Source organism: Winogradskyella sp. Asnod2-B02-A (assembly GCF_045063645.1).
In the GTDB taxonomy this organism is placed as follows: Bacteria; Bacteroidota; Bacteroidia; order Flavobacteriales; family Flavobacteriaceae; genus Winogradskyella.
Map to the genome: position 1 here is coordinate 237,561 of NZ_JBEFOG010000027.1, position 21,876 is coordinate 259,436.

General features: G+C 34.3%; 13 protein-coding genes. 7 read left to right on the forward strand and 6 right to left on the reverse strand.

Translation table 11 applies throughout. The features are described 5' to 3' along the window. Positions 1–66: 66 nt before the first annotated feature. The gene (locus ACJJVO_RS09210; RefSeq protein ID WP_405573162.1) at positions 67–2,547 is read left to right on the forward strand and encodes a zinc-dependent metalloprotease; all 2,481 of its coding nucleotides are present in this window, start codon (positions 67–69) and stop codon (positions 2,545–2,547) included. A gap of 102 nt (positions 2,548–2,649) precedes the next feature. Here ACJJVO_RS09210 and ACJJVO_RS09215 read toward each other — a convergent pair whose 3' ends face one another. The 3 genes from ACJJVO_RS09215 to yiaA form a co-directional block, all read right to left on the reverse strand. Continuing rightward, entirely contained in the window at positions 2,650–3,219 is a 570-nt protein-coding gene (locus ACJJVO_RS09215; protein ID WP_405573164.1) for a GDYXXLXY domain-containing protein, read from the reverse strand. Between the two features lie 10 nt (positions 3,220–3,229). Beyond that, the gene (locus ACJJVO_RS09220; protein ID WP_405573167.1) at positions 3,230–4,519 is read right to left on the reverse strand and encodes a DUF2157 domain-containing protein; all 1,290 of its coding nucleotides are present in this window, start codon (positions 4,517–4,519) and stop codon (positions 3,230–3,232) included. A gap of 96 nt (positions 4,520–4,615) precedes the next feature. Further along, positions 4,616–5,107 carry an inner membrane protein YiaA gene (yiaA, locus tag ACJJVO_RS09225; RefSeq protein ID WP_405573170.1) on the reverse strand — a complete coding sequence of 164 codons (492 nt, stop codon included), beginning with the start codon at positions 5,105–5,107 and terminating at the stop codon, positions 4,616–4,618. 151 nt (positions 5,108–5,258) lie between these two features. Here yiaA and ACJJVO_RS09230 point away from each other — a divergent pair, with 151 nt between their 5' ends. The 3 genes from ACJJVO_RS09230 (at position 5,259) to ACJJVO_RS09240 (ending at position 7,751) form a co-directional block, all read left to right on the forward strand. Further along, positions 5,259–6,755, forward strand: coding sequence for a hypothetical protein (locus ACJJVO_RS09230; protein ID WP_405573172.1), 1,497 nt, complete (start codon positions 5,259–5,261; stop codon positions 6,753–6,755). A gap of 89 nt (positions 6,756–6,844) precedes the next feature. After that, the gene (locus tag ACJJVO_RS09235) at positions 6,845–7,303 is read left to right on the forward strand and encodes a hypothetical protein (RefSeq protein WP_405573174.1); all 459 of its coding nucleotides are present in this window, start codon (positions 6,845–6,847) and stop codon (positions 7,301–7,303) included. A gap of 112 nt (positions 7,304–7,415) precedes the next feature. Continuing rightward, a complete protein-coding gene (locus ACJJVO_RS09240; protein WP_405573176.1) occupies positions 7,416–7,751 on the forward strand; it encodes a hypothetical protein in 336 nt (111 codons plus the stop codon). Positions 7,752–7,785: 34 nt separating this feature from the next. On the opposite strand, the gene hemL is transcribed toward ACJJVO_RS09240, so the two are convergent. From hemL to ACJJVO_RS09255, 3 genes are read right to left on the reverse strand one after another with little or no spacing between them, the layout of a single operon-like run. Next, positions 7,786–9,072 carry a glutamate-1-semialdehyde 2,1-aminomutase gene (gene hemL, locus ACJJVO_RS09245; RefSeq protein ID WP_405573178.1) on the reverse strand — a complete coding sequence of 429 codons (1,287 nt, stop codon included), beginning with the start codon at positions 9,070–9,072 and terminating at the stop codon, positions 7,786–7,788. Positions 9,073–9,075: 3 nt separating this feature from the next. After that, positions 9,076–9,918: a glucosaminidase domain-containing protein gene (locus ACJJVO_RS09250; RefSeq protein ID WP_405573180.1), complete on the reverse strand. Its 843-nt coding sequence runs from the start codon at positions 9,916–9,918 to the stop codon at positions 9,076–9,078. Between the two features lie 21 nt (positions 9,919–9,939). After that, positions 9,940–10,839, reverse strand: coding sequence for a 1-aminocyclopropane-1-carboxylate deaminase/D-cysteine desulfhydrase (locus tag ACJJVO_RS09255; RefSeq protein WP_405573183.1), 900 nt, complete (start codon positions 10,837–10,839; stop codon positions 9,940–9,942). 246 nt (positions 10,840–11,085) lie between these two features. On the opposite strand from ACJJVO_RS09255, the gene ACJJVO_RS09260 reads away from it, so the two are divergent. The 3 genes from ACJJVO_RS09260 to ACJJVO_RS09270 all read left to right on the forward strand — a co-directional run bounded on the left by ACJJVO_RS09260 (position 11,086) and on the right by ACJJVO_RS09270 (position 21,852). After that, the gene (locus ACJJVO_RS09260) at positions 11,086–16,440 is read left to right on the forward strand and encodes a GEVED domain-containing protein (protein WP_405573186.1); all 5,355 of its coding nucleotides are present in this window, start codon (positions 11,086–11,088) and stop codon (positions 16,438–16,440) included. Between the two features lie 677 nt (positions 16,441–17,117). Continuing rightward, positions 17,118–21,017, forward strand: a complete 3,900-nt coding sequence (locus tag ACJJVO_RS09265; protein ID WP_405573189.1) for a GEVED domain-containing protein — start codon at positions 17,118–17,120, stop codon at positions 21,015–21,017. A 406-nt stretch (positions 21,018–21,423) separates the two neighbouring features. Beyond that, on the forward strand, positions 21,424–21,852 hold the full coding sequence (locus ACJJVO_RS09270; RefSeq protein WP_405573191.1) for a hypothetical protein: 429 nt from the start codon (positions 21,424–21,426) through the stop codon (positions 21,850–21,852). The last annotated feature ends 24 nt before the right edge of the window (positions 21,853–21,876 follow it).

A 21,876-nucleotide genomic window follows, 5' to 3' on the forward strand; every position in this document is an offset into this window, starting at 1 on the left:
TTTTAAATTTATCAGATTCTTACTAGAATCCGTATTTTCAACAAAATTTAATAAAAACCGACTAATTTGAAACACGTATCACTTAAACTACTCCTAGTAGTTTCAGCATTTCTCGCATTTTCTTGCTCTACTGCAAAAAAAGCCGGAAAATCAAAAGATGCCACAGCCATGGCAAAACCTCCAGCAAAGAAACCTGGAAAAAACGATCCACAACCTTACAGTAAAATCATCACTAAAGAAGCAAAAAGCGACGAAGGTTTATTTACTGTGCACACGGTAGATGACAAATTTTACTATGAGATTCCAGATTCTCTTTTTAATAGAGAAATGCTTATGGTAACTCGTATAGCTAAAACTGCATCAGGTCTTGGATTTGGTGGAGGAAAATTAAGCGAACAAGTATTACGTTGGGAAAAGAAAGACAAAAAAGTATTGTTACGCATGGTTTCTTACGAAGTCGTTGCTGCAGATTCTTTACCTGTACATGAAGCTGTTGAAAACTCTAATTTTGAGCCTGTAATTGCTTCTTTTCCTATTAAAGCATTTAGCAAGGATTCTTTAAATACAGTTATTGAAGTTACAGATTTATTTGAAAAAGATGTGAAGCCATTAGGTTTTCCACAACGTGCAAGACGACAATATAAAATTTCACGTTTAGATGCACAGCTTTCATACATTGAAACGATAAAATCTTATCCTACAAATATTGAATCGCGTACCGTAAAAACGTATGCATCAGGACAACCACCATCAAATTCTAATACAGGTGCCATATCTATAGAAATTAATAACTCTATGATTTTATTACCAGAAGTGCCTATGAAGCGTCGTTATTTTGATGAGCGTGTAGGTTGGTTTACTAGTAACCAAACGGATTATGGTTTAGAAGATCAAAAAAGTAAATCATTAGAATTTTTAGACCGTTGGAGACTAGAAGTTAAAGATGAAGACATTGAGAAATTTAAGCGAGGTGAATTAGTAGTTCCTAAAAAGCAAATCGTTTATTATATAGACAGAGCAACTCCAGAAAAATGGAGAAAATATCTTAAGCAAGGTATAGAAGATTGGCAAGTGGCTTTTGAAGCTGCAGGTTTTAAAGATGCTATTATAGCAAAAGATCCACCAACTGTTGAAGAAGATCCAGATTGGAGCCCAGAAGATGCACGTTACTCAGTAGTACGTTATTTAGCATCTCCTATTCCTAATGCAAATGGTCCTCACGTAAGTGACCCAAGAACAGGTGAAATATTAGAAAGTGATATTAACTGGTACCATAATGTAATGTCATTATTACGTGGATGGTTCTTTGTACAAACAGCAGCCATTAATCCTGATGCTCAAAGCCCACAATTTAAAGATGAAGTTATGGGACGTTTAATTCGTTTTGTATCTGCTCATGAAGTCGGACATACTCTAGGTTTGCCTCACAATATGGGAAGTAGTGTTGCTTATCCTGTAGAAAAATTACGTGATGCAGAATTCACTAAAAAATATGGTACTGCACCATCTATTATGGATTATGCGCGTTTTAATTACATAGCGCAACCTGGTGACGAAGGTGTTGCTTTAATGCCAGATATTGGAACTTACGATAAGTATGCTATTGCTTGGGGTTACAGACCTCTTTTAGATAAAACTGCAGAAGAAGAAAAGGCAATTCTTAATCAATGGATTATGGAACATGCTGGTGATCCTATGTACCGTTTTGGACATCAACAAGCTGGTGATGTTGTAGATCCTAGCTCACAAACTGAAGATTTAGGAGATGATGCTATGTTAGCTAGTGAATATGGTATTAAGAATTTAAAACGAATTGTACCAAATCTTATTGAATGGACTACAGAAGCAGGAGAAGGTTATGATGATTTAGAAGAAATGTATGGACATGTAATTTCTCAATTCAACCGTTATATGGGACATGTTTCTAATAACATTGGCGGAGTTTATGAATACTACAAAACTTCTGATCAAGAAGGTGCTGTTTATACTGCTGTTCCTAAAGCGCATCAAAAAGAAGCTATGAAATTTATTCAAGAGAATTTATTTGATACTCCACAATGGTTAATTGACAAAAATATTTTTGATCGTATTGAGTTCGCTGGTTCTGTTGAACGCGTTAGAGGTTTACAAGCCAGAACGCTTAACAACATTATGAGCTTAGGGAAAATGCAACGTTTAACAGAAGCATATACTTATGATAATAAAGCTTATGCTTTACCAGATATGATGAGCGATTTACGCAAAGGTATTTGGAGTGAATTACGTACTGGAAATAAAATAGATACTTACAGACGTAATCTACAACGTGCACATATTGATAGACTAGAATATTTAATGACAGCTAAGGACCAAAGCGGAAGATCTAGAAGTCCTTACGTTAAAATGACTGCTGTAAATACTAGCCAATCTGATATTAGAGCTGTTGTTAGAGCTGAGTTAAAAACGTTACGTAGCCAATTACGTTCCGCTCGTGGTGCAGATACTATGAGTAGAATACACATTGCAGATGCTATTGAGCGTATTAATCTTATTTTAGATCCGAAGTAATAAATAATCTAAAATTTAATACCACTTATAAAGAAGGCTTCAATTTATTTTGAAGCCTTCTTTTTTTTACTTATTAGTTTATTTTATAAGAAAACGAATAAATTACCTCTCCTCTTTTTCAATGTAATAATGAATAGACTTGTCATTGATATACACATCTTTTAAAACAGCTTCTCCATTTTTAATAGCCACCAAAGCATATGTCTGGTTTATAGTATCGTTTCGTCTGCTGTATTCTCTATAGATATCTTCTGCAGGTTTCGCTTTAGATTCCTCCATGTAATAACGATCAAAAGGCAAATTAAAATGCACCATATTAGCACTCACATTATAGTAATCTATTTCAACTTCTATAAAATCAGTTCCCATTTTAAGATCTTTTTTACTCACGCTTTTCACCTTAGCAAAACCTAAACTATCGTTTTCAAGATAAATTAAAACTCTATCCCTATTTTGAATTGTAGAATCTAAACTTTTAGCAGTACTTAATTCATAACCTAACGTTACATATTTCCCTCTAAATGGATCATTGGGATCTATGGGTTGTGTTTTAAATTTGTAAACTGTTCCGGTTATTAAAACAGTTTCTTTGTCGTAAATCATCTTTGCTGGCACCATTAACTGAAGTAATGCAACAACAATAAATATGATAAATATATGTATGGTTTTCATGTGTTTCATTTTAAAGATTGTTGTTTTTTACTTTTTGCTTTTTAAGCATCATATAATTTGCAAAGAAGAATCCAAGTCCAACGAGTACAAACAATATTCCTCTTAAAACAAAGCTCATATCCACGTCAAAAAAGCGACATACAATAGTTGAAGAAATAATTAAAAGTCCATAGTTTAGCACACTAAACCTTGAAGAGTCTGCTCCTATTTTAATGGCAAAAACACCTAAAATTAATAAGAACACATTTGTAAAAATGGTTGCCAATTGTGCATTTTCACTACCTACTGCAAACACAATTAAAAACAGAACAAATGCATATTGAAATATATTCAATTCCCATTGACTCTTACCAATTTTAGTATATACCAATAATGCCAAAGCAATTACCATTAGTACTAATGATATCAGCATTTCTTGACTATTAAATACTATTAAGTTTTGTTGAATTTCTTCCCAAACAACATTAAATGAAAGTACCAATAGTAAAATTACGGTTCCTAAAGAACCCAAAACAGTGAAACTATTACGTCTTAATTGTTGACTTTTAAAGATTGGTAATTTTCCCATATTATAGAAAAAACCAAACAACATGGCATACATTAAAAAGCCTAATGACCAATTATAATCAATAAAAGCTCCTAACACTATAATCAAACTTATGGTGTATAACCAATTAAAAATTCCGGTAGTATTCGCTTCTGGTTTCTTTTTAAGCGCTCTAACATAAAACGGGATTGTACCTAAAATGAGTACAAAATATAACCAAGGAGACTTGTTTCCGTAACCAAAACTATAACCATATTCACAAGCATAGTAGGTAGAAAACACAATAACCAACATGGCTACGGCCTTAGAGTTAAGTACATAAATTAAAGGTAGACCAAGTACAATCCACGTCAATAAAAAACTACTTAAATCACCTGGAATATTATAAACCTGACTCACTAAAGCAATAGAAGCACCTATTGCAAAAAAGAGAAAAGTGCCTGAAGATTCTTTCCATGCTTGACTTTTCTTTTTAAGAATAGCGTAACCTGCAACACATTGCCCAAAAATTAAAGACAAAAATGCAAACATTGTTTTTGTTGCTCTTGAAAAATCATCCCAGTTATGAGCTAATATTAAAATAATACCTAAACCCACTAATGCCGATCCTAATATCCCAAAAATAGTAAATAATGGATTAGACTTTTGGGTATCTTTAGCATCATAATAAGCTAAAATCTGATGCGCTACAGTATCAGAAATAACATTGTTTTCTAATAATTCTGTCACATCATTATGCAGTTTTGATTTCATAATTTAAAATTTTAGTTCAACTTATAAGTATTTAAAACCTCGCAATACCATTACGGATTACGAGGTTTTGGGTGACTAGTAAACCCATCATCAAAACTAATCTTCGTCTTCTTCTGATATTAGTTCGTTATTAATATAGGCAACATCTCTTGTATTTTTCTGCACTGCAATTGCAGAAAACAAACTTAAGGTAAAAGACATGGCATAGAATCCTTTTTCACTTAATTCTAAATCGGCATTCCAAAGCCCTATAGACAACAAAACAATGGCTGCTACAGAAGTGAACCAACTTATTCCATAATACATATCTGTGACCTGAATGTTTTCAAGTTTATCTCTAACCGCTTTTTGCACTGAGATTACGGAGAACAATCCAAATAATAGAATGGTAAAATAATAGCCTTTTTCATTGAGCTCCATAGTTGCATTCCAAAGCCCTACACAATAAGCAACCATACCTATAAGTAAAGCAGACCATGATGCACCAATAAATGCAGGAGTTGGCTTGTGGTTATACACCTTCTTTTCTTTCTTTCTTGATTTTACATTTTCCTCGTCTTTTAAAGACACTGTGGTTTGATAATTCATAATACTTTGTTTTAATGATTATGATGCAAATCTCGCACACAAGAGCTGATCAAAAAAACCATATTTACAATAAAACTGACGATATAATTAATAACTAAACTTAAAAAAGCATTATATTTATTAACTAATATAAAAATATACTGACGAATTAATGATAGAAATAAAATCAATTATAAACACTTTAAAAACTGAAGACCATAATAAATTCGTCACTTACCTTCAGCAAAAGAACAAAAGAAAGGATACTAAAAACATTCAATTATTTAAATCACTTGCGCATTCTAATGATGATTCTAAAACAATATGCAAACGCTTATATGGAGTAGAAAAGAGCAACGCTTATCACGCACTAAGAAAACGCCTGTTTCAGTCCTTAATAGATTTTACAGCCAATAAAAATCTTGAAGATGAAAACTCTTTAGACATGCAGGTTGTTAAATACATCTTAGCCTCTCGCACATTTTTATTACAAAACAAGTTTAGCATTGCTTACAAAATTTTAGATAAAGCCGAACGTTTGGCAGATGAGCATTTGCTGTTTCCTATTCTAAATGAAATTTATCATACCAAAATTCAATACGCTTCAAACCTTCCTAAAATTGACTTAGAAACTTTAATCTTAAAACAAAAAGAGAATCAAAAAAAACACCAATTAGAGGATCAACTTAATATTGTATATGCAAAACTAAAAGCAATGTTAAACGAAGTCAGCTACCAAGGCAACGTCATAGATTTTGAATCTGAATTAGGACACCTATTAAAAGCACATCATATTGAAATTAATTCGTCACTTTCTTTTAAATCCTTATACCAGATTTTAGCAATCGCTAATATTTCTGCTTTAGTAACCAAAAAGTACTACACCATTGAGAGCTTTGTAATGAATAGCTACGACCTTCTAAAACAGAAGAAAGAAACAGAGAAACAACTCTTTTATCAAATTGAAATTGTCTACATCATTGCCAATACTCTTTTTAGAAACAAAAAATTTGAAGCCTCCTTACATTACATAAAGGAAATGGAGCAACTCATGTTGTTAAAAAAAAGCACTTATCATAAAGCTTTTAAATTAAAGAAAACGCTAGTTGAAGCACTGAACCTAAACTATAGCCATAACCAAGATAAAGCAATTGCGTTAATTGAAAGCGTAACCACAACAAAGCATAATAACTCAGAAACATTGTTAGATCTACGTTTATCTTGCTTTATGTTTTACTTTCAGAAAGAGGACTTTGCAAAAGCTAAATCAATTTCAGCAAAGTTCCACCATACAGACCAATGGTATATAGAAAAAGCAGGCATAGATTGGGTGATTAAAAAAAATGTCGCAGAACTACTCTTATATATTGAACTTTATGAAGACGAGTTATTCAATTCCCGATTAAAAGGCTTTAGACGTCGTTATACGAAATATCTTAAAGACATTGGCCAAACTAGAATTCTCACTTTTCTAAAATTTGCAGAACTGTATTATTTAAAACTAGAACAGATGTCTAAAGAAGATTTTAAAAATCAATTAGAAACCGCTTTTGAATGGGTGACAATTAGAGAAGAAGATATTTTTGTTATTAGCTTCTACGCTTGGCTAAAAAACAAGACAGAGCACGGTAATCTTTACCAAACCACACTTCAACTCATTGAAAGCTAATGTTAAATTTCATGTTAAAAATAGATTTACCATTAAACGTTTTTAAACATCTCTTGTCTAAGCAAGTATAATGTTAAAACAAAAGACACATGAAAAAATTAGTAATTATCGCCTTAGCTCTTGTAACCTTAAATGGTTTTGCACAAAAAAAGGAACACAGAAAAATGGACAGAAATAATACTTCTGAACTAAGACAGGATATGAATCCTAGTGACATCGCAGATTTAAAATCTAAAAAGCTAACACTTAAATTAGATCTTACCGATGCTCAACAAAAAAAAGTACATAAGTTAATTTTAGATGAGGCGGAAACTAGACAAGCAGCTAGAAAAGCAAACAAACCTGCAGATGGTGAGAAAAAAGAAAGACCATCTAAAGAGGAAATGATAGAAAGACAAAATCTTAGATTAGACGCGCAAATTGAAATGAAGCGTGAAATGAAAACCATTTTAACTGCAGAACAATATGCTCAGTTTGAAAAAATGAAGCCGAGAGAACACAAAAAAAGAGGCAAACGTGGAGAAAACCGCGATGAAAAACGTAAGTAAAAGAGGTTAATTTAATTTTTTTTACAATAAAAAAGTATCGCTTAGTCGATACTTTTTTATTTTATTGAATTAAATTGTTACTTTAGTGACCAATTTAATTAAACACTTCAAAATGAAAAAAGTAATTACACTTTGTTTGTTTGCCCTTGTAATGATTCTTGGAACAGAATCTGTAATGGCACAATCGACTGCTATCCACACAGAAATTAACACTGAGGCTACTAATAAGACCCAAGAATTGAGAAAACAGCTAAAGCTAGACAAATCTCAATTAGAGCCAATTTACAAAGCTTTTCAGAACCATGGAAAACGCGCAGCTGAACTTGAAGAAAGCAACCCAAGTAAAGAAGCTATCTTAAAATTAAACGCAGAGTTAGATAATAAAATTGAAACAATTTTAACAGAAGAACAATTCGAAAAGTATAAAATTTTCAGCGCTAATAATTAAAAAAAAGCCTCACTAATTGTGAGGCTTTTTTTTATTACAATGTTTTAGCAACCTGTTCTACAGCTGCAATAGTTTCATTTAAATCTTGATACGTTAAAGCATCAGTAATAAACCAAGTTTCAAAAGCACTTGGCGCAATATAAATCCCTTCATTTAACATGCCATGAAAGAATTTCTTAAAGGTATCGTTATTTCCCTTAGCAGCAGAATCAAAATCTACAACGGCTTCTTCAGCAAAATGAACCGATATCATAGAACCGATTCTATTAATGGTATGTGTTACATTATTCTTAGCTAACGCATCCGTTATCCCTTGATGAAGATATTTAGTCTTCTCCTCTAGCCTATTCATTAAACCACTATCCGAATGCACTGCTTTTAGCATGGCTAAACCTGCAGCCATCGCTAAAGGATTCCCACTTAAAGTTCCAGCTTGATATACTGGACCCAATGGAGCGAGGAAATTCATAATTTCATTTCTCGCAGCAAATGCACCAACTGGTAATCCACCACCAACAACTTTACCAAAACAAACAATATCTGCATCTACACCTTTAAGTTCTTGCACTCCACCTTTTGCCAGTCTAAAACCCGTCATTACCTCATCAAAAATTAATAAGATATTGTTAGCATCACATAACGCTCTTAAGCTTTCTAGAAAACCATCTACAGGAGGAATACACCCCATATTACCTGCAACTGGCTCAATAATAATGGCTGCAATTGTGCCTTTGTTAGCGCCTACCAATTCCTTTACATTATTAATATCGTTATAGCGTGCCAGCAAAGTATCCTTTGCCGTTCCTTCTGTAACTCCAGGACTATTTGGAGTACCAAAAGTAATAGCTCCACTACCGGCTGCAATTAAAAATGAATCACTATGACCATGATAACAACCAGCAAACTTTATTATTTTATCTCTTTTAGTAAATCCTCTTGCTAAACGAATAGCACTCATACACGCTTCCGTTCCGCTATTTACAAAACGAATCTTATCAATATTAGGCACCATAGAAACGGCCAATTCTGCAATTTCAGTTTCAATCGCAGTTGGCATCCCAAAAGAGGTACCTTGTTTTGCCTTTTCAATAACAGCATCTACTACTGGTGGAAACGCATGACCCAATAACATTGGTCCCCAAGAATTAATATAATCTATAAATCGGTTACCATCTTCATCATACACATAAGCACCTTTTGCCGATTTAGCAAAAATAGGTGTACCACCAACAGCACTAAATGCTCTTACTGGTGAGTTTACACCTCCCGGAATTACAGCTTGCGCATCTTTAAATAATGCACTACTTCTTTGATATAACATAATTTAATTTGGAATAATAAGTTGCTGACCTATAGTTAAGCCATTTGATTTTAAATTGTTTTCAGCTTTAATTGCATCAACTGTTGTTTTGTATAATCTAGACAGCGAGTATAATGTATCTCCTTCTGCCACAATATGCTTTTTAGAAGTCGATTTTTTCTTCCCTTCTATGATTGTAGTAGATTTTCTTACTGTGGAGGTTGTACCACTAATAACTTCTTCATCGTACTTATAAAGTTCATAACGCTCAATTAAACTTATCAATTTTTGCGGATACTTTCTGTCCGTTGCATAGCCAGCTGCTCGTAAGCCTTTTGCCCAACCTTTATAATCATTTGGTCTTAAATCAAACAAACTCGCATAACGACTTCTGCCTGTTAAAAACTTTGAGTGATCTTCATAAGACATTTCTGCTTTAGTATATTTTCTAAAACATTCTTGAGAGCGATCATCATCGTGGTAAATTTTAGCACCTTTCCAACCGTGGCATTTTATACCAAAATGATTATTAGCTTTAACAGCTAAGCGACCACGACCTACACCAGACTCTAATACACCTTGAGCAAGCGTAATACTTGCCGGAATTTTATGATAACGCATATTATTTTTAGCAATCTCAGCATAAACGCTAACATACTCCTCGACAGCATCTTGTGTACCGCTGTTTTTTGCTACAGTTTTTTCTATATTGCCTTGAGTCTTCTCTTCCGTTTGGTTAGTAACAACCTTTCTTTCGGTTTTTGTTCTTTCCGTTTTTGTTGAACCTCGCTTTGTTACAATTCCTTTTTTAGGACCACAACTCCAAGCAGACAGTATTATTAAAACTAATATAAATCGAAATTTCATGTATCTGTTTCTGTTTATTTTTTAAATATCAATGAGAGGCATTTTTTTTCGTTGCAACATATCATTTGCTCCAGTAATGCCTTGTAAGCCTCCTGTATGAATTGCAAGTATTTTTGCGTCTTTAGAAAAAAACCCTTTATCAATTAGATCAAATATGCCAAATAGCATCTTACCTGTGTAAATTGGATCTAATGGAATATTATAATCGGCTTTAAACCTATTGATAAACGCAATTAATTCTGGCTTTATTTTACCATATCCTCCAAAATGATAATCTGTAATTAACTTCCAATTTTCTTGATTTGCAAATTTACGAATATCTTGTTGTAAAAAATCACCTTTTAAAGCAGGAAAACCTAAAACTTCTTGAGATGCTTTAGAGGCATTAATTAAACCTGCAATAGTACCACCTGTACCAACTGCACAACAGATATAATTATAAATACCATCCTTTGGTTCTAAAATTTCCTCACACCCCTTAACTGCTAAAGCATTGGTACCACCTTCTGGCAATAAATAAAAATCCCCAAAAATTTGCCTTAAGCGCGCTATAAAATCAACATCTGTTTTCTTCCTGTAATCTTCTCTAGACACAAATTCTAGATGCATACCATGCTCCTTTGCAAAGCGCAAAGTTGGATTTAGATCTTCTTTTAACCCAAGTTCTTCTCCCCTTATAACACCAATTGTATCTATACCATAAGCTTTTCCTGCATAAGCCACTGCAGCGATATGATTAGAATACGCACCTCCAAATGTTAGTAAGGCTGGTGCATTTGTCGCCTGAGCCTTCTCTATATTATAATTTAACTTCCGAAACTTATTTCCCGATATAAAAGGATGAATTAAATCTTCACGTTTTATAACTATTAAAATAGACTTGTAGGTTATGGTTTGATTAACAATAGGATACTGATACAATTCCTTTTTTTTACAAAAATAATCAACTCATTTTAATTACTCTAGTCTTTAATTCTGTAAGAAAAACCACCAAACATGCGGATAATCGATGTTTTTAATCGTTTTGTCGGTAAAAAATTATTTTTTTTCCAATATTTTCACTACACTTGACCCAATATTTAATGCAATTAGTCCAAATTAACCCATAGATTAAGATAATTATCAATGTCCATTAGTGATATTTTTAGTTAAAAAACCCTACTTATTATGAAGAATATTTTACGTTCTCTGTTATGTTCTCAAATTAATTTTTCGAAAAAATTTAATAAACATTTATTCGTTTCATTACTGTTTTTCGCATTTCTATTAAGCAGTAATTTAGCTCATGCTCAATTACCTATTTTTGATGATTTTGAATCAAATATTGGAAACTGGAATGATGGTGGTGAAGATGCAGACTATGTATATAGTACATTAATAAATGGTGTTAGAAATATTAGACTTAGAGATAACTCTGTTGAATATTCTTCTATTTATACAGATGATATCAACTTAGCCTCCTACTCTTCAGTGACCTTTGACTTCTTGTTTTATGCTGATAGCATGGAAAATGGGGAAGACTTTTTTGTAGAGTTTGACAATGGTAGCGGTTATGTTGAAATAGGAAATTATGTACGCGGAACTGATTTTAATAATAACACACTTTATAATCCATCTATAACAATAGCATCTACAGATTATGCCTTTAGCACTAGCTCAACATTTAGAATTCGTTGTGACGCCAGTGGAAATGGAGATTATATTTATGTAGATGATATAAATATTACTGGAGTAGACGGATTATATTGTATTCCTGAAGGAACAAATTCATCGTATTATATAGATGATTTTTCTACATCTGGAGGCGTCACTAATATCACAAACAATAATACAGGTTATTCTAATAGCGGCTTTGGCAATTATATAAATTTATCTGTAAGCCAGTACGCTGGCTCTAGTGTAGACTTTTATAGTAATTTTATCGACGGTTCCTTTTTTTATAATGGATTTGGAGTTGGAGTATGGGTAGATTACAACAACGATGGCGATTTTAATGATGCTGACGAAACGCAATTTAATAATGGTTATTATGATCCTATAAATGGCAGTTTTACAATCCCAACAGCAACACCTCCTGGAGACTATAGAATGAGAATTGTAGCGGACTGGAATGACGGCACACCTTCTTCTTGTAATAATTCCTTTACTGGTGAAGCAGAAGATTATACTTTAACAGTATTAGCTCTACCGCCTTGTACAGAACCTTCTAATCAACCAACTAATCTAACATTTAGCAATGTTTATGACACCTCTATTGAAGGAAGTTTTACAGCTTCAACTAGCTCTCCAGATAGTTACCTAGTGCTTTACAGTACAAACAGTACTCCTCCAACTATTAGCGATGGTACAACTTATACTGCAGGTTCAAGTTTTTCGGGATATACGGTTCTTAGTAATAATAGTAATACAACTTTTACAGCAACGGGTCTAAATAATGATACAGCCTATTACTTTTATATTTATTCATTTAATGAAAATTGTACAGGTGGCCCAAATTATTTAAACACAAACCCTTTAACAGGTAATGAAACAACTGATGTATATTGTACTCCAGTTAGCACTAATAATTCAAGATACATTGATGATTTTTCAACAACTGGAGGTATAACAAATATTACAAATAACAATACTGGCTACTCACCACCGGGTTATGGAAATTACACAAATTTATCTGCAAGTCAGTATGCCGGAAGTACTCTTGATATTTATGCAAGTTTCATTGGTAATCATGGCTTCTCTATATGGGTAGATTTTAATGATGATGGAGACTTTTTTGATGCAGATGAGCATGTTTATGTGAGCAGTAATAGTATGAACCCGGCAAATGTCAGCTTCACAATTCCTGCTACTGCACCAACAGGTAATCATCGTATGAGAATTTTAGCTGATCGTAATAGTGCTTCACCTAATTCACCATGTTCATTTTCTGGCAGTAGAGGTGAGGCAGAAGACTATACTTTAACAGTCGTTGCCCCTCCTCCATGTATTCAACCAACCAATCAACCAACTAATTTAGTTTTTAGTAATGTAGATCAAAATTCTTTAGACGGAAGTTTTACTGCCGCAACGAGCTCACCAGATAGCTATTTAGTGATCTACAGTACCAACAGTACTCCTCCAACTATTAATGATACAACAACCTATACAATAGGCACTAGTTTTTCTGGTTATACTGTTGCAGATACAGATAACAACACCTCATTCAGTGTCTCTGGATTAGATCCTAACACGACCTATTACTTTTATATATATTCATTTAATGACAGCTGTATTGGTGGACCAGATTACTTAAATACAAATCCTTTAACAGATGACGAAACTACAGATTGGTACTGCATACCTAGTGCAACTAATAGCTCTAGATATATCAATGATTTTTCTACAACAGGAGGCTTTAATAATATTTCTAATCTAAGCTCTGGTTACTCATCTGGCGGATACGCTGACTTCACAAGTTTATCTGTGAGCCAATATGCTAACTCAAGTATAAATTTCTCAGCAAACTTTGTTGGTGGTACTTTTGGCTTTGGTATATGGGTAGATTTTAATAATGACGGAGATTTCACAGATACAGGTGAGCAAGTTTACCTTAGTGGCTTTTACGGAGATCCCATTAACAATTCCTTCACAATACCTGCAGCTACAGCTACAGGAAGTTATAGAATGAGAATTGTAGCAGATTGGGGAGATACAACACCAAATCCTTGTTCTATTACTAATAATGGTGGTGAAGCAGAAGATTACAACTTAACAGTTACTGCTCCTTGTTCTGTTTCTTATGACAATGGAGTATCTGATTTAGGATGCCCTTTCGTAGAACTTGGAGGTCTAGGATTGGGTAGCACTGCTCCACCTGCTGTGGCTTGTTCTATTCCAGAGACCACAATAGAAGCTAATTATTTAGAACTAGGAGACACCTCTAGCTATTCTGTAGAATCTATTCCTTATAATCCACCTTTTCAATTTTCATGTTTAGAAAACCCTGTAAGTGTAAATCTAGATGATGTTTGGTCTCCAGAAATCACCTTACCTTTTAACTTTTGTTTTTACGACAACACTTACAATTCAATAGTTATTGGATCTAATGGTGTTATCTCATTCGATGTTGATAGATTAGAAAATAGCCCTTCAGGATGGAGAACAACTAGAGACATCCCTAACATAAAAAATGCTGGTAGTGGCAGTACAGACTACTATTTTGGCCCATCTATTTACGGAGCTCATCATGACGTTGACCCAAGTGTTGGCGGTGAAATTGGATACCAGCTTATCAATTTAGATTCGGGCTGTCAAGCTTTAGTTGCTGCTTGGTCTGATGTACCTATGTTTTATGATAATTCTATATTATACTCCGGTATGATAGTGTTCTATGAAAACACAAACATTATAGAAGTCTATATTAAAGAGAAGAATATTGATGGTACAGGTTCCACAAATTTTGGAAGTGATCCGTGGAATGATGGAAATGCAAGCATTGGAATACAAAAAAATCAAAACTCTGCAACTGTAGCTCCTGGAAGAAATACATTAGACCCAAACTGGACGGCAACTAACGAAGCCTGGAGATTTGTTCCCTCTGGAGATCCTATTACAGATTTAACATGGTATGAAGGTCCAATAGCTGATGGTATTGTAATCCCAGATCCTAATAATGATAATCAAATTACAGTGACTCCTTCTACTACTACAACTTATTTCGCTGAAGTAACATACACATTATGTAATGGAGACGTTATTAAAGAAAGCAATAGTACAACAGTAACTGTAGATGGTCAAAAAACATGGAACGGTTCACAAAGTACAGCTTGGGAAAACCCAAATAACTGGACTCCTTTAGGCGTACCTGTAGCTTCAGATTGTATTTTAATACCTGTTACCGGAAACAATCCTATTATACAAGGAAGCACAGATGGTCTTGGTTTTAATTTAGAAATTGAAAATGGAGCCCTTTTAACCCAACAGTCTAATTCTACGTTAACCATAGAAGATGTGATTAAAATTGAACCAACTGGTGATTTTGAAATTAAAGATAGTGCGAGTGTAATACAAATTACAGACGTTGCTACCAACCAAAACACAGGTACTGCAAGAGTACAACGTGAGGTTGCCGCATTAACTAATTTCGATTATGTATATTGGTCAACTCCTGTAGAAACATTTGACGTATCTAATATCTCACCAAGCACACCTTATTATGGTATGTTTGAATGGATACCAACTGTAGATAATGGAACCACCGGAAAACACGGAGAATGGACTTACGCTTCTGGCACTATGGCTCTTGGTCAAGGTTATGCCATTAGAGATTTAGAAGGCACTCCTTTAGCAGATAACGCTGAGTTTGAAGGTAAACTAAATAACGGACAGATTACACACTATATTACTAGAGGTACTTACAATGGCGGCAATTATACTGGTATTGGTAACACATCTAATGCAGAAGATGACAACTGGAATTTAATGGGTAATCCATATCCTTCAGCTATTTCGTTAACAACCTTTACTAGTGCAAATCCATCTATTGATGGTACATTATATTTCTGGAGACATACAGCACCACCAAGTACAAGTGTAGATGATCCTTTCTACGAAGGTTTCCTTTATAATTATTCTGAAAACGATTATTTAAGCGCTAACAGTTTAGGTTCTACACCTCCTGGTTTTAACGGTTATATTGCAGCTGGCCAAGGCTTTTTTGTACAGCTTCTTAACTCGGCACCAGCACCAAGTGGTATTGTATTTAATAATGGTATGAGAGGCGTGTATGCCAACGACGGCTTCTATAGAGGCGTAAGTGAAACTACCACTACACCAACTGTGGCTGATGAAAAACACAGAATTTGGTTAGATTTAATTGACAGCAACAACAAAGCTTTATCTCTACTTGTAGGTTATGCATCTGGCGCAACCGATGATATTGATAGATTATTTGATGGGTATTTATTAAATGATACTAGCTACCAGTTTTACTCTATCTTAAATGACACAGAAAAGGAAAACAAGTTAACTATTAATGGTAAAGCATTACCTTTTGATGATGCAGATACCATTCCTTTAGGATACCAAGCTCCTGAACAAGGTCAGTTTACTATTGCACTTAACACTGTAGATGGTTTATTTGCCTACTCTGATCAAAATATTTATTTAGAAGATACGGAACTTAATATTATACACGATTTAAAAGCCAACCCATACATTTTCACAACAGACTTGGGTGTCTTTAAAGAACGATTTATCCTTAGGTTTACTTCTGAAACATTAAGTATTATTGACCAAGACATATTAAACAATGTAGATATTAGAGCGCTAAGCCAAACGATTGAAGCAACCTCTACACAAAGTGCTATTAAAACCTTTGAACTTTTTGATATCACAGGGCGTTTAATTCATAAAGAACTAAGCGTAGAAAACACCAATTATAGCTACCCAACCAACAACTTAAGTAGTGGCACTTATGTGGTTACGGTATCTTTAACTAATGGTGGCACATTATCTAAAAAAGTGATTATTAAACAGCCATAATAACACCTCATCTTACTAAGACATATCTTATAAGATATGGCAAAAATCCTAACAATTATACGTTAGGATTTTTTGTTCTTTTATACCTTCACGCAAAACCGTTTTTACCACAAAAATATCTTGTAGTTTCAACCTATTTAAGATAGCGTTTTTAATCGTTTTAAAATTAAAAAGCCCTTCAACTTAAAATGGATTAATTTTTGGTAATTAATGTTGAATACAGCAGCACTAAAACACCATGTTTTAGATGACGTTTTGCATACAACCATTTGGTCACCTCATAACTTTTGCACTACCCTAAATGCTAAAAAGTTAGGTTTATATTTCTTACAAAAAACCAACCTTCTAACTTAAATTTTGTGTTAATAACCGATGATTTTTTCATGTAAAAAATCAAAAATTTTAGCAAGTAACCTAAGAATAAAGCAATTAAACACTACAAAAACCACACTTTTAACCAGCGTTTTTTGAGTTTTAACGAGAATAAAATGAGAATCATCTATAAATCCTAGAATAATTATATTTTAACTCCTTAACAGTTGCTTAACAACAGGGTAACATTTACTCTTAATTAATTTGCTGAAACTGTTACAAATAAATTTAATAATCCAGATTACAAAAAAGGATGTCTAAGCGTATCCAAATATTATTTAACCCTACATTAAAAAATAGAATACATGCTTAAAAAATTACTCTTTGCTATTGCATTAACTACTTATGGTGCAATTAGCGCACAAACAACCGTAATTGATCCCACTGGAGATGGTGGGTTTGAAACAGGAGCTACACTTGGAGCTAATGGTTGGTCTGCAATTGACCAACAAACCCCTTTCCCTTTTACTTTTTTCAACAGATGGGTAACCGATACTGCACCTGCAGGATATACAGGAACACGATGTGCTTATATCACTAACGATACTGATGGCAATCCTTTAGTACCTCCATTTGCTAACACTAATAACCAAAACACTAACAATCCTAAAATATATCGTGATATTGCTTTCCCTGCAGGAGAAAACGACATTACGCTAAGTTTTGATTGGCTAGGAGAAGGAGATGCTAATGACCTTATGAGAGTTTGGCTAGTACCGCAGAGTTATACTATTCCTATAAATACAGGTATCACAGCAACAGGTACAGCACCATCAGGCAGAATAGAATTGGGCACTGGTTTTAGTGGATCAACTAGTTGGACTAACTTTACAACTACCATACCTAGTGCTTACGCTGGAGAAACAGCCTACCGTTTGGTTTTTGAATGGTTAAATAATGGAACAGCTGGTGCTACTCCTATAGCCGTAGATAACATTAGCTTGGTGACACAGACTATCATCTCTTATTGTACACCAAGTTCTACGAATACATCATATTGGATCAGTGATTTTTATACCAATGTAGGCGGAGGAGCTTTAGACATTTCTAATTTAAGTTCTGGTTTAGGAGCTTCGGGTTATGAGGATTTTTCAACTACTGAGATTGTAGAACAACTTCCTGGTAGTGTAGTAGATTTTGTAGCCGAGTTTGAAGGAGCTTTTTCTACTTACGGTTTTAATATGTGGGTAGATTGGAACAATGATGGTGATTTTACAGATACCGGTGAAAAAGTATATGCGTCTAGCGCTTATGTCATAAACGTGGTTGCTAATTTTTTAGTACCTGCAGCAACAGCACCTGGCGATTATAAAATGCGTATTAGAGCAGATTGGTTGAATACAGATCCCGATTCTTGTGCCGCAGCAACGTATGGAGAAGCAGAAGATTATACATTAAGAGTAGAGAATATTGGTTGTGTTAATGACCCTTCTAACATTACAATCTCTGCCATTAACTATACCACAGCAACTATAGATTGGACAGCAGCATCACCTGTACCAGCTAGTGGTTACGAATATTTTATTACCACCAATACCAATACACCACTCTATGACCAAGTGCCTACTGGCACTACTAATTCTGCAACAACCACTGCAAACTTAACAGGTCTTATAGATGGTACTATATACTACGTTTGGGTAAGATCTGTCTGCGATACAAATTTTGGCGGTACTGGTAATTGGTTTGGTTCAGAAACATTTACAACATTAATACTGCCACCAACAACAACAGATATCGCTATCTGCCCTGGAGATGTGGGTCCTTTTTACTTAACAGCAGTGTCTTCAGATTGTGCTGCCACAGTAAATTTAGGTACGCAATTAACCGGAGCGCTTAATGCAGGTACAGATCCTGTGGCGTTACGTCCTGTTGGTAGCACAACCAATAACACGTGTGCATATGCCACCGTTACATCTAACTACCAAGGTATTGATTTCGTGGTAGATACTGACGGCACTTATACCTTAGAAATGGAATTACCATCACCAAATTTTGATGGTATGGGCTACATTGTTTTAAATGATGGCAATTTTACACCAGGCTTATGTAATGGCACATGGTTACAAAGTGACGATGATAGTGCTGGTAGTGGTTTCAGACCTCAACTAAATGTTACGCTTACAGCCGGAGTTTCTTATACATTATATACGACAGCTTGGGATCTAAGTGATACTACGGAAAGCGGTTCTTATGTATGGAATCTTTCTGGTCCTGGATCATTACAAGGTCCTCCGTCTGGTTCTATGGATTGGTACACTTCAGCGTCTGGAGGCACACCTATTTTTTCTGGTATTGATTTTAATCCTGTAGGTGTTGCAGGTTCTGGTTTAACAGATACAAACACTACAGGTGTTTACACCTATTGGGCATCATGTGGCTCTACACCAGGACTAAGAACACCAGCCGATTTTGTTATTGGTAAAACATGGAATGGCTCTGTAGATTCAGATTGGAACAATCCCAATAACTGGACACCAAATGGTGTACCAAATGACACAGATTGTGTAGTAATTGCTAACACAGCTAATACACCTGTAATTAACACAGCAATAGATGGCTTAGGAAATAGACTTATTGTACAAAGTGGTGGTATTTTATCACAAGCTACGGGTTCTACATTAACTATTACAGATGCCGTAGACGTTGAAGCTGGCGGAACCTACTTAATAGATGATAGCGCAAGTTTAGTGCAAATTAATGATGTGGCTAATACGGTTAACGGAACTTTCTCTATTGCCAGAACAGCTACTGTGAGAGAAAATGATTATATATATTGGTCGTCTCCGGTAACAGCCTTTAATATCGAAAATGTATCACCAGGCACACCTAACGGATTTAAGTATGAATGGGTGCCTACTATGTTTCAAGGTATAGGTCCTCCAGGAAACATGACCTTTGGAGATTGGCAAGCTGCAGATACCGGAGCCATGTCTCCTGGTAAAGGTTATGCCATTAAAGGACCAACAGGGCATGGAGCAACACCAGCACCACTAACAGCCGTATTTACTGGCACACCAAATAATGGCTCTATTGCACAAACTATTGGCAAAGGAGATTATACAGGTGCAGACTATACTTATATACCTTATGCTGCAACGAGTCTTACCGTAACTAGTGAGGATGATAACTGGAACTTTATTGGAAATCCATATCCTTCAGCGTTACATTTAGAAGATTTTTTATACCACCCATCGCACAGTAGCCAAATTGATGGTACAGCCTATATTTGGACACATGGTACAGATATTGGTGCCAACGGACAATCTTTTTACGATGAATATACATATAGCTACAATGTAGCAGATTACTTAGCCGTTAATGCTACTGGTAATTCTATACCAAGTCCTTATAAAGGTTTTGTAGCTTCTGGTCAAGGCTTTTATGTATTAATGACGGATTTCTCTGCAAATGCTACTGAAACTGTATATTTTGAAAATTACATGAGAAGAGCAGACTATAGAAATGATCAATTTTTTAGAAGTGCAGATACTTCTACTGAAGAGACCACTGAAACAAACACAGAAAATAAGCATAGAATTTGGTTAGATTTCATTGAGCCTTCTGGCACCACTAACACCACATTAATTGGTTATATTGATGGAGCTACCAATGAAAAAGACAGAATGTATGATGCTAAAAATGCTAACGGAGCAGGACTAAATCTATATTCTATGATAGAGGATGATGCTTACCTTATTCAAGGAAGGCAAACACCATTTGTAAATACAGACCAAGTACCTTTAGGCCTTAAAATTACTGAAGCTGGTATACAAACTATTGCCATTAATACGTTAGAAGGTTTATTTCTAAACACAGACCAAGACATTTATATTGAAGATGCCATCACAGGTATAACGCATAATCTTAATAATGCTCCTTACACATTTACAAGCGACGCTGTTGGTTACGTAAACGATAGATTTATGTTAACATATAGAGCAAGCACCTTGAGTGTAGAAGATTTTGATATTTTAAATGGCATCAAAGTTTACGAAGAAAGTGAGACTATAATGGTAACTTCAACACAAGAGACTATAGCTTCTATTGAAGTGTATGATATGCTAGGACGTACATTATTTAATAAGCGCTCTATTAACTCAGACCGTTTTACAATTAATAACATTAGCCCTAACAATGCGACTTTAATAGTAAAAGTAAAATTGGCTAACGGACAGCAAAAAATAACGAAAATGATATTCTAACAGTCAGTTTCTAAATTTCAAAAAAAAGACCTTAATTATATAATTAAGGTCTTTTTTTATACCTAATAATAACCTCAAATAAAAAATGCGTTACAACAAATAATGAAGAACTCATTTATTTAAACTGTTCAAATGCTAATTACTAAACCAAAGAACATTACTATCATATCGAAATTTTCACACAGACACCTAATAATAAGCCCATTGCAATCTATACACACGTACCGTAATCCGATATTTTCATCATTTTATCAAAAAATTAAAATTATTCCTTAAAAAAACGTTAAAATCTATAATTTTTCTTAAATTGAAAAACCAAAGCCTTCAAAATCTACACATTAAGAATTACCTCTACTAATACACACAGTGACAGCTATGGTACTGTCTCACCAAATACAGAGGTTATATGATTAGAATTTTACTTTATTTTTTACTCGCTTTTATGTGCGCTCCAGTTTTAGGGCAACAAACCAATACAAACACAAACAATTGTGTTGAACATTTTACCATTACAGGTCAAAATGTCCCAAAACCAAATACACCTATAAATGATACGCTTATTTCTTGGGATTTCTCTGATACACCCAACAAAGAACACCTCGAAGCGGTTATAGAAGTACAACCCTTAAGCAGTTGCTGGAAAGACTTAGAAGGGAAAATTAGAGGGGAAATCAAAATTTTTAAAATTTCAGATATTTCTAGAAATAGTATTGGTGACCAAACCATCACCTATAGAGATATTAATGCCAAGTGTTTTAAATGGCAAGCTGTCATTATAGATACTGAGACCAACTGCAACACTGAAACCGAATGGCAATTCATTAGTCTTTTGTAATTATTAATAGCGCGTAATACTAAA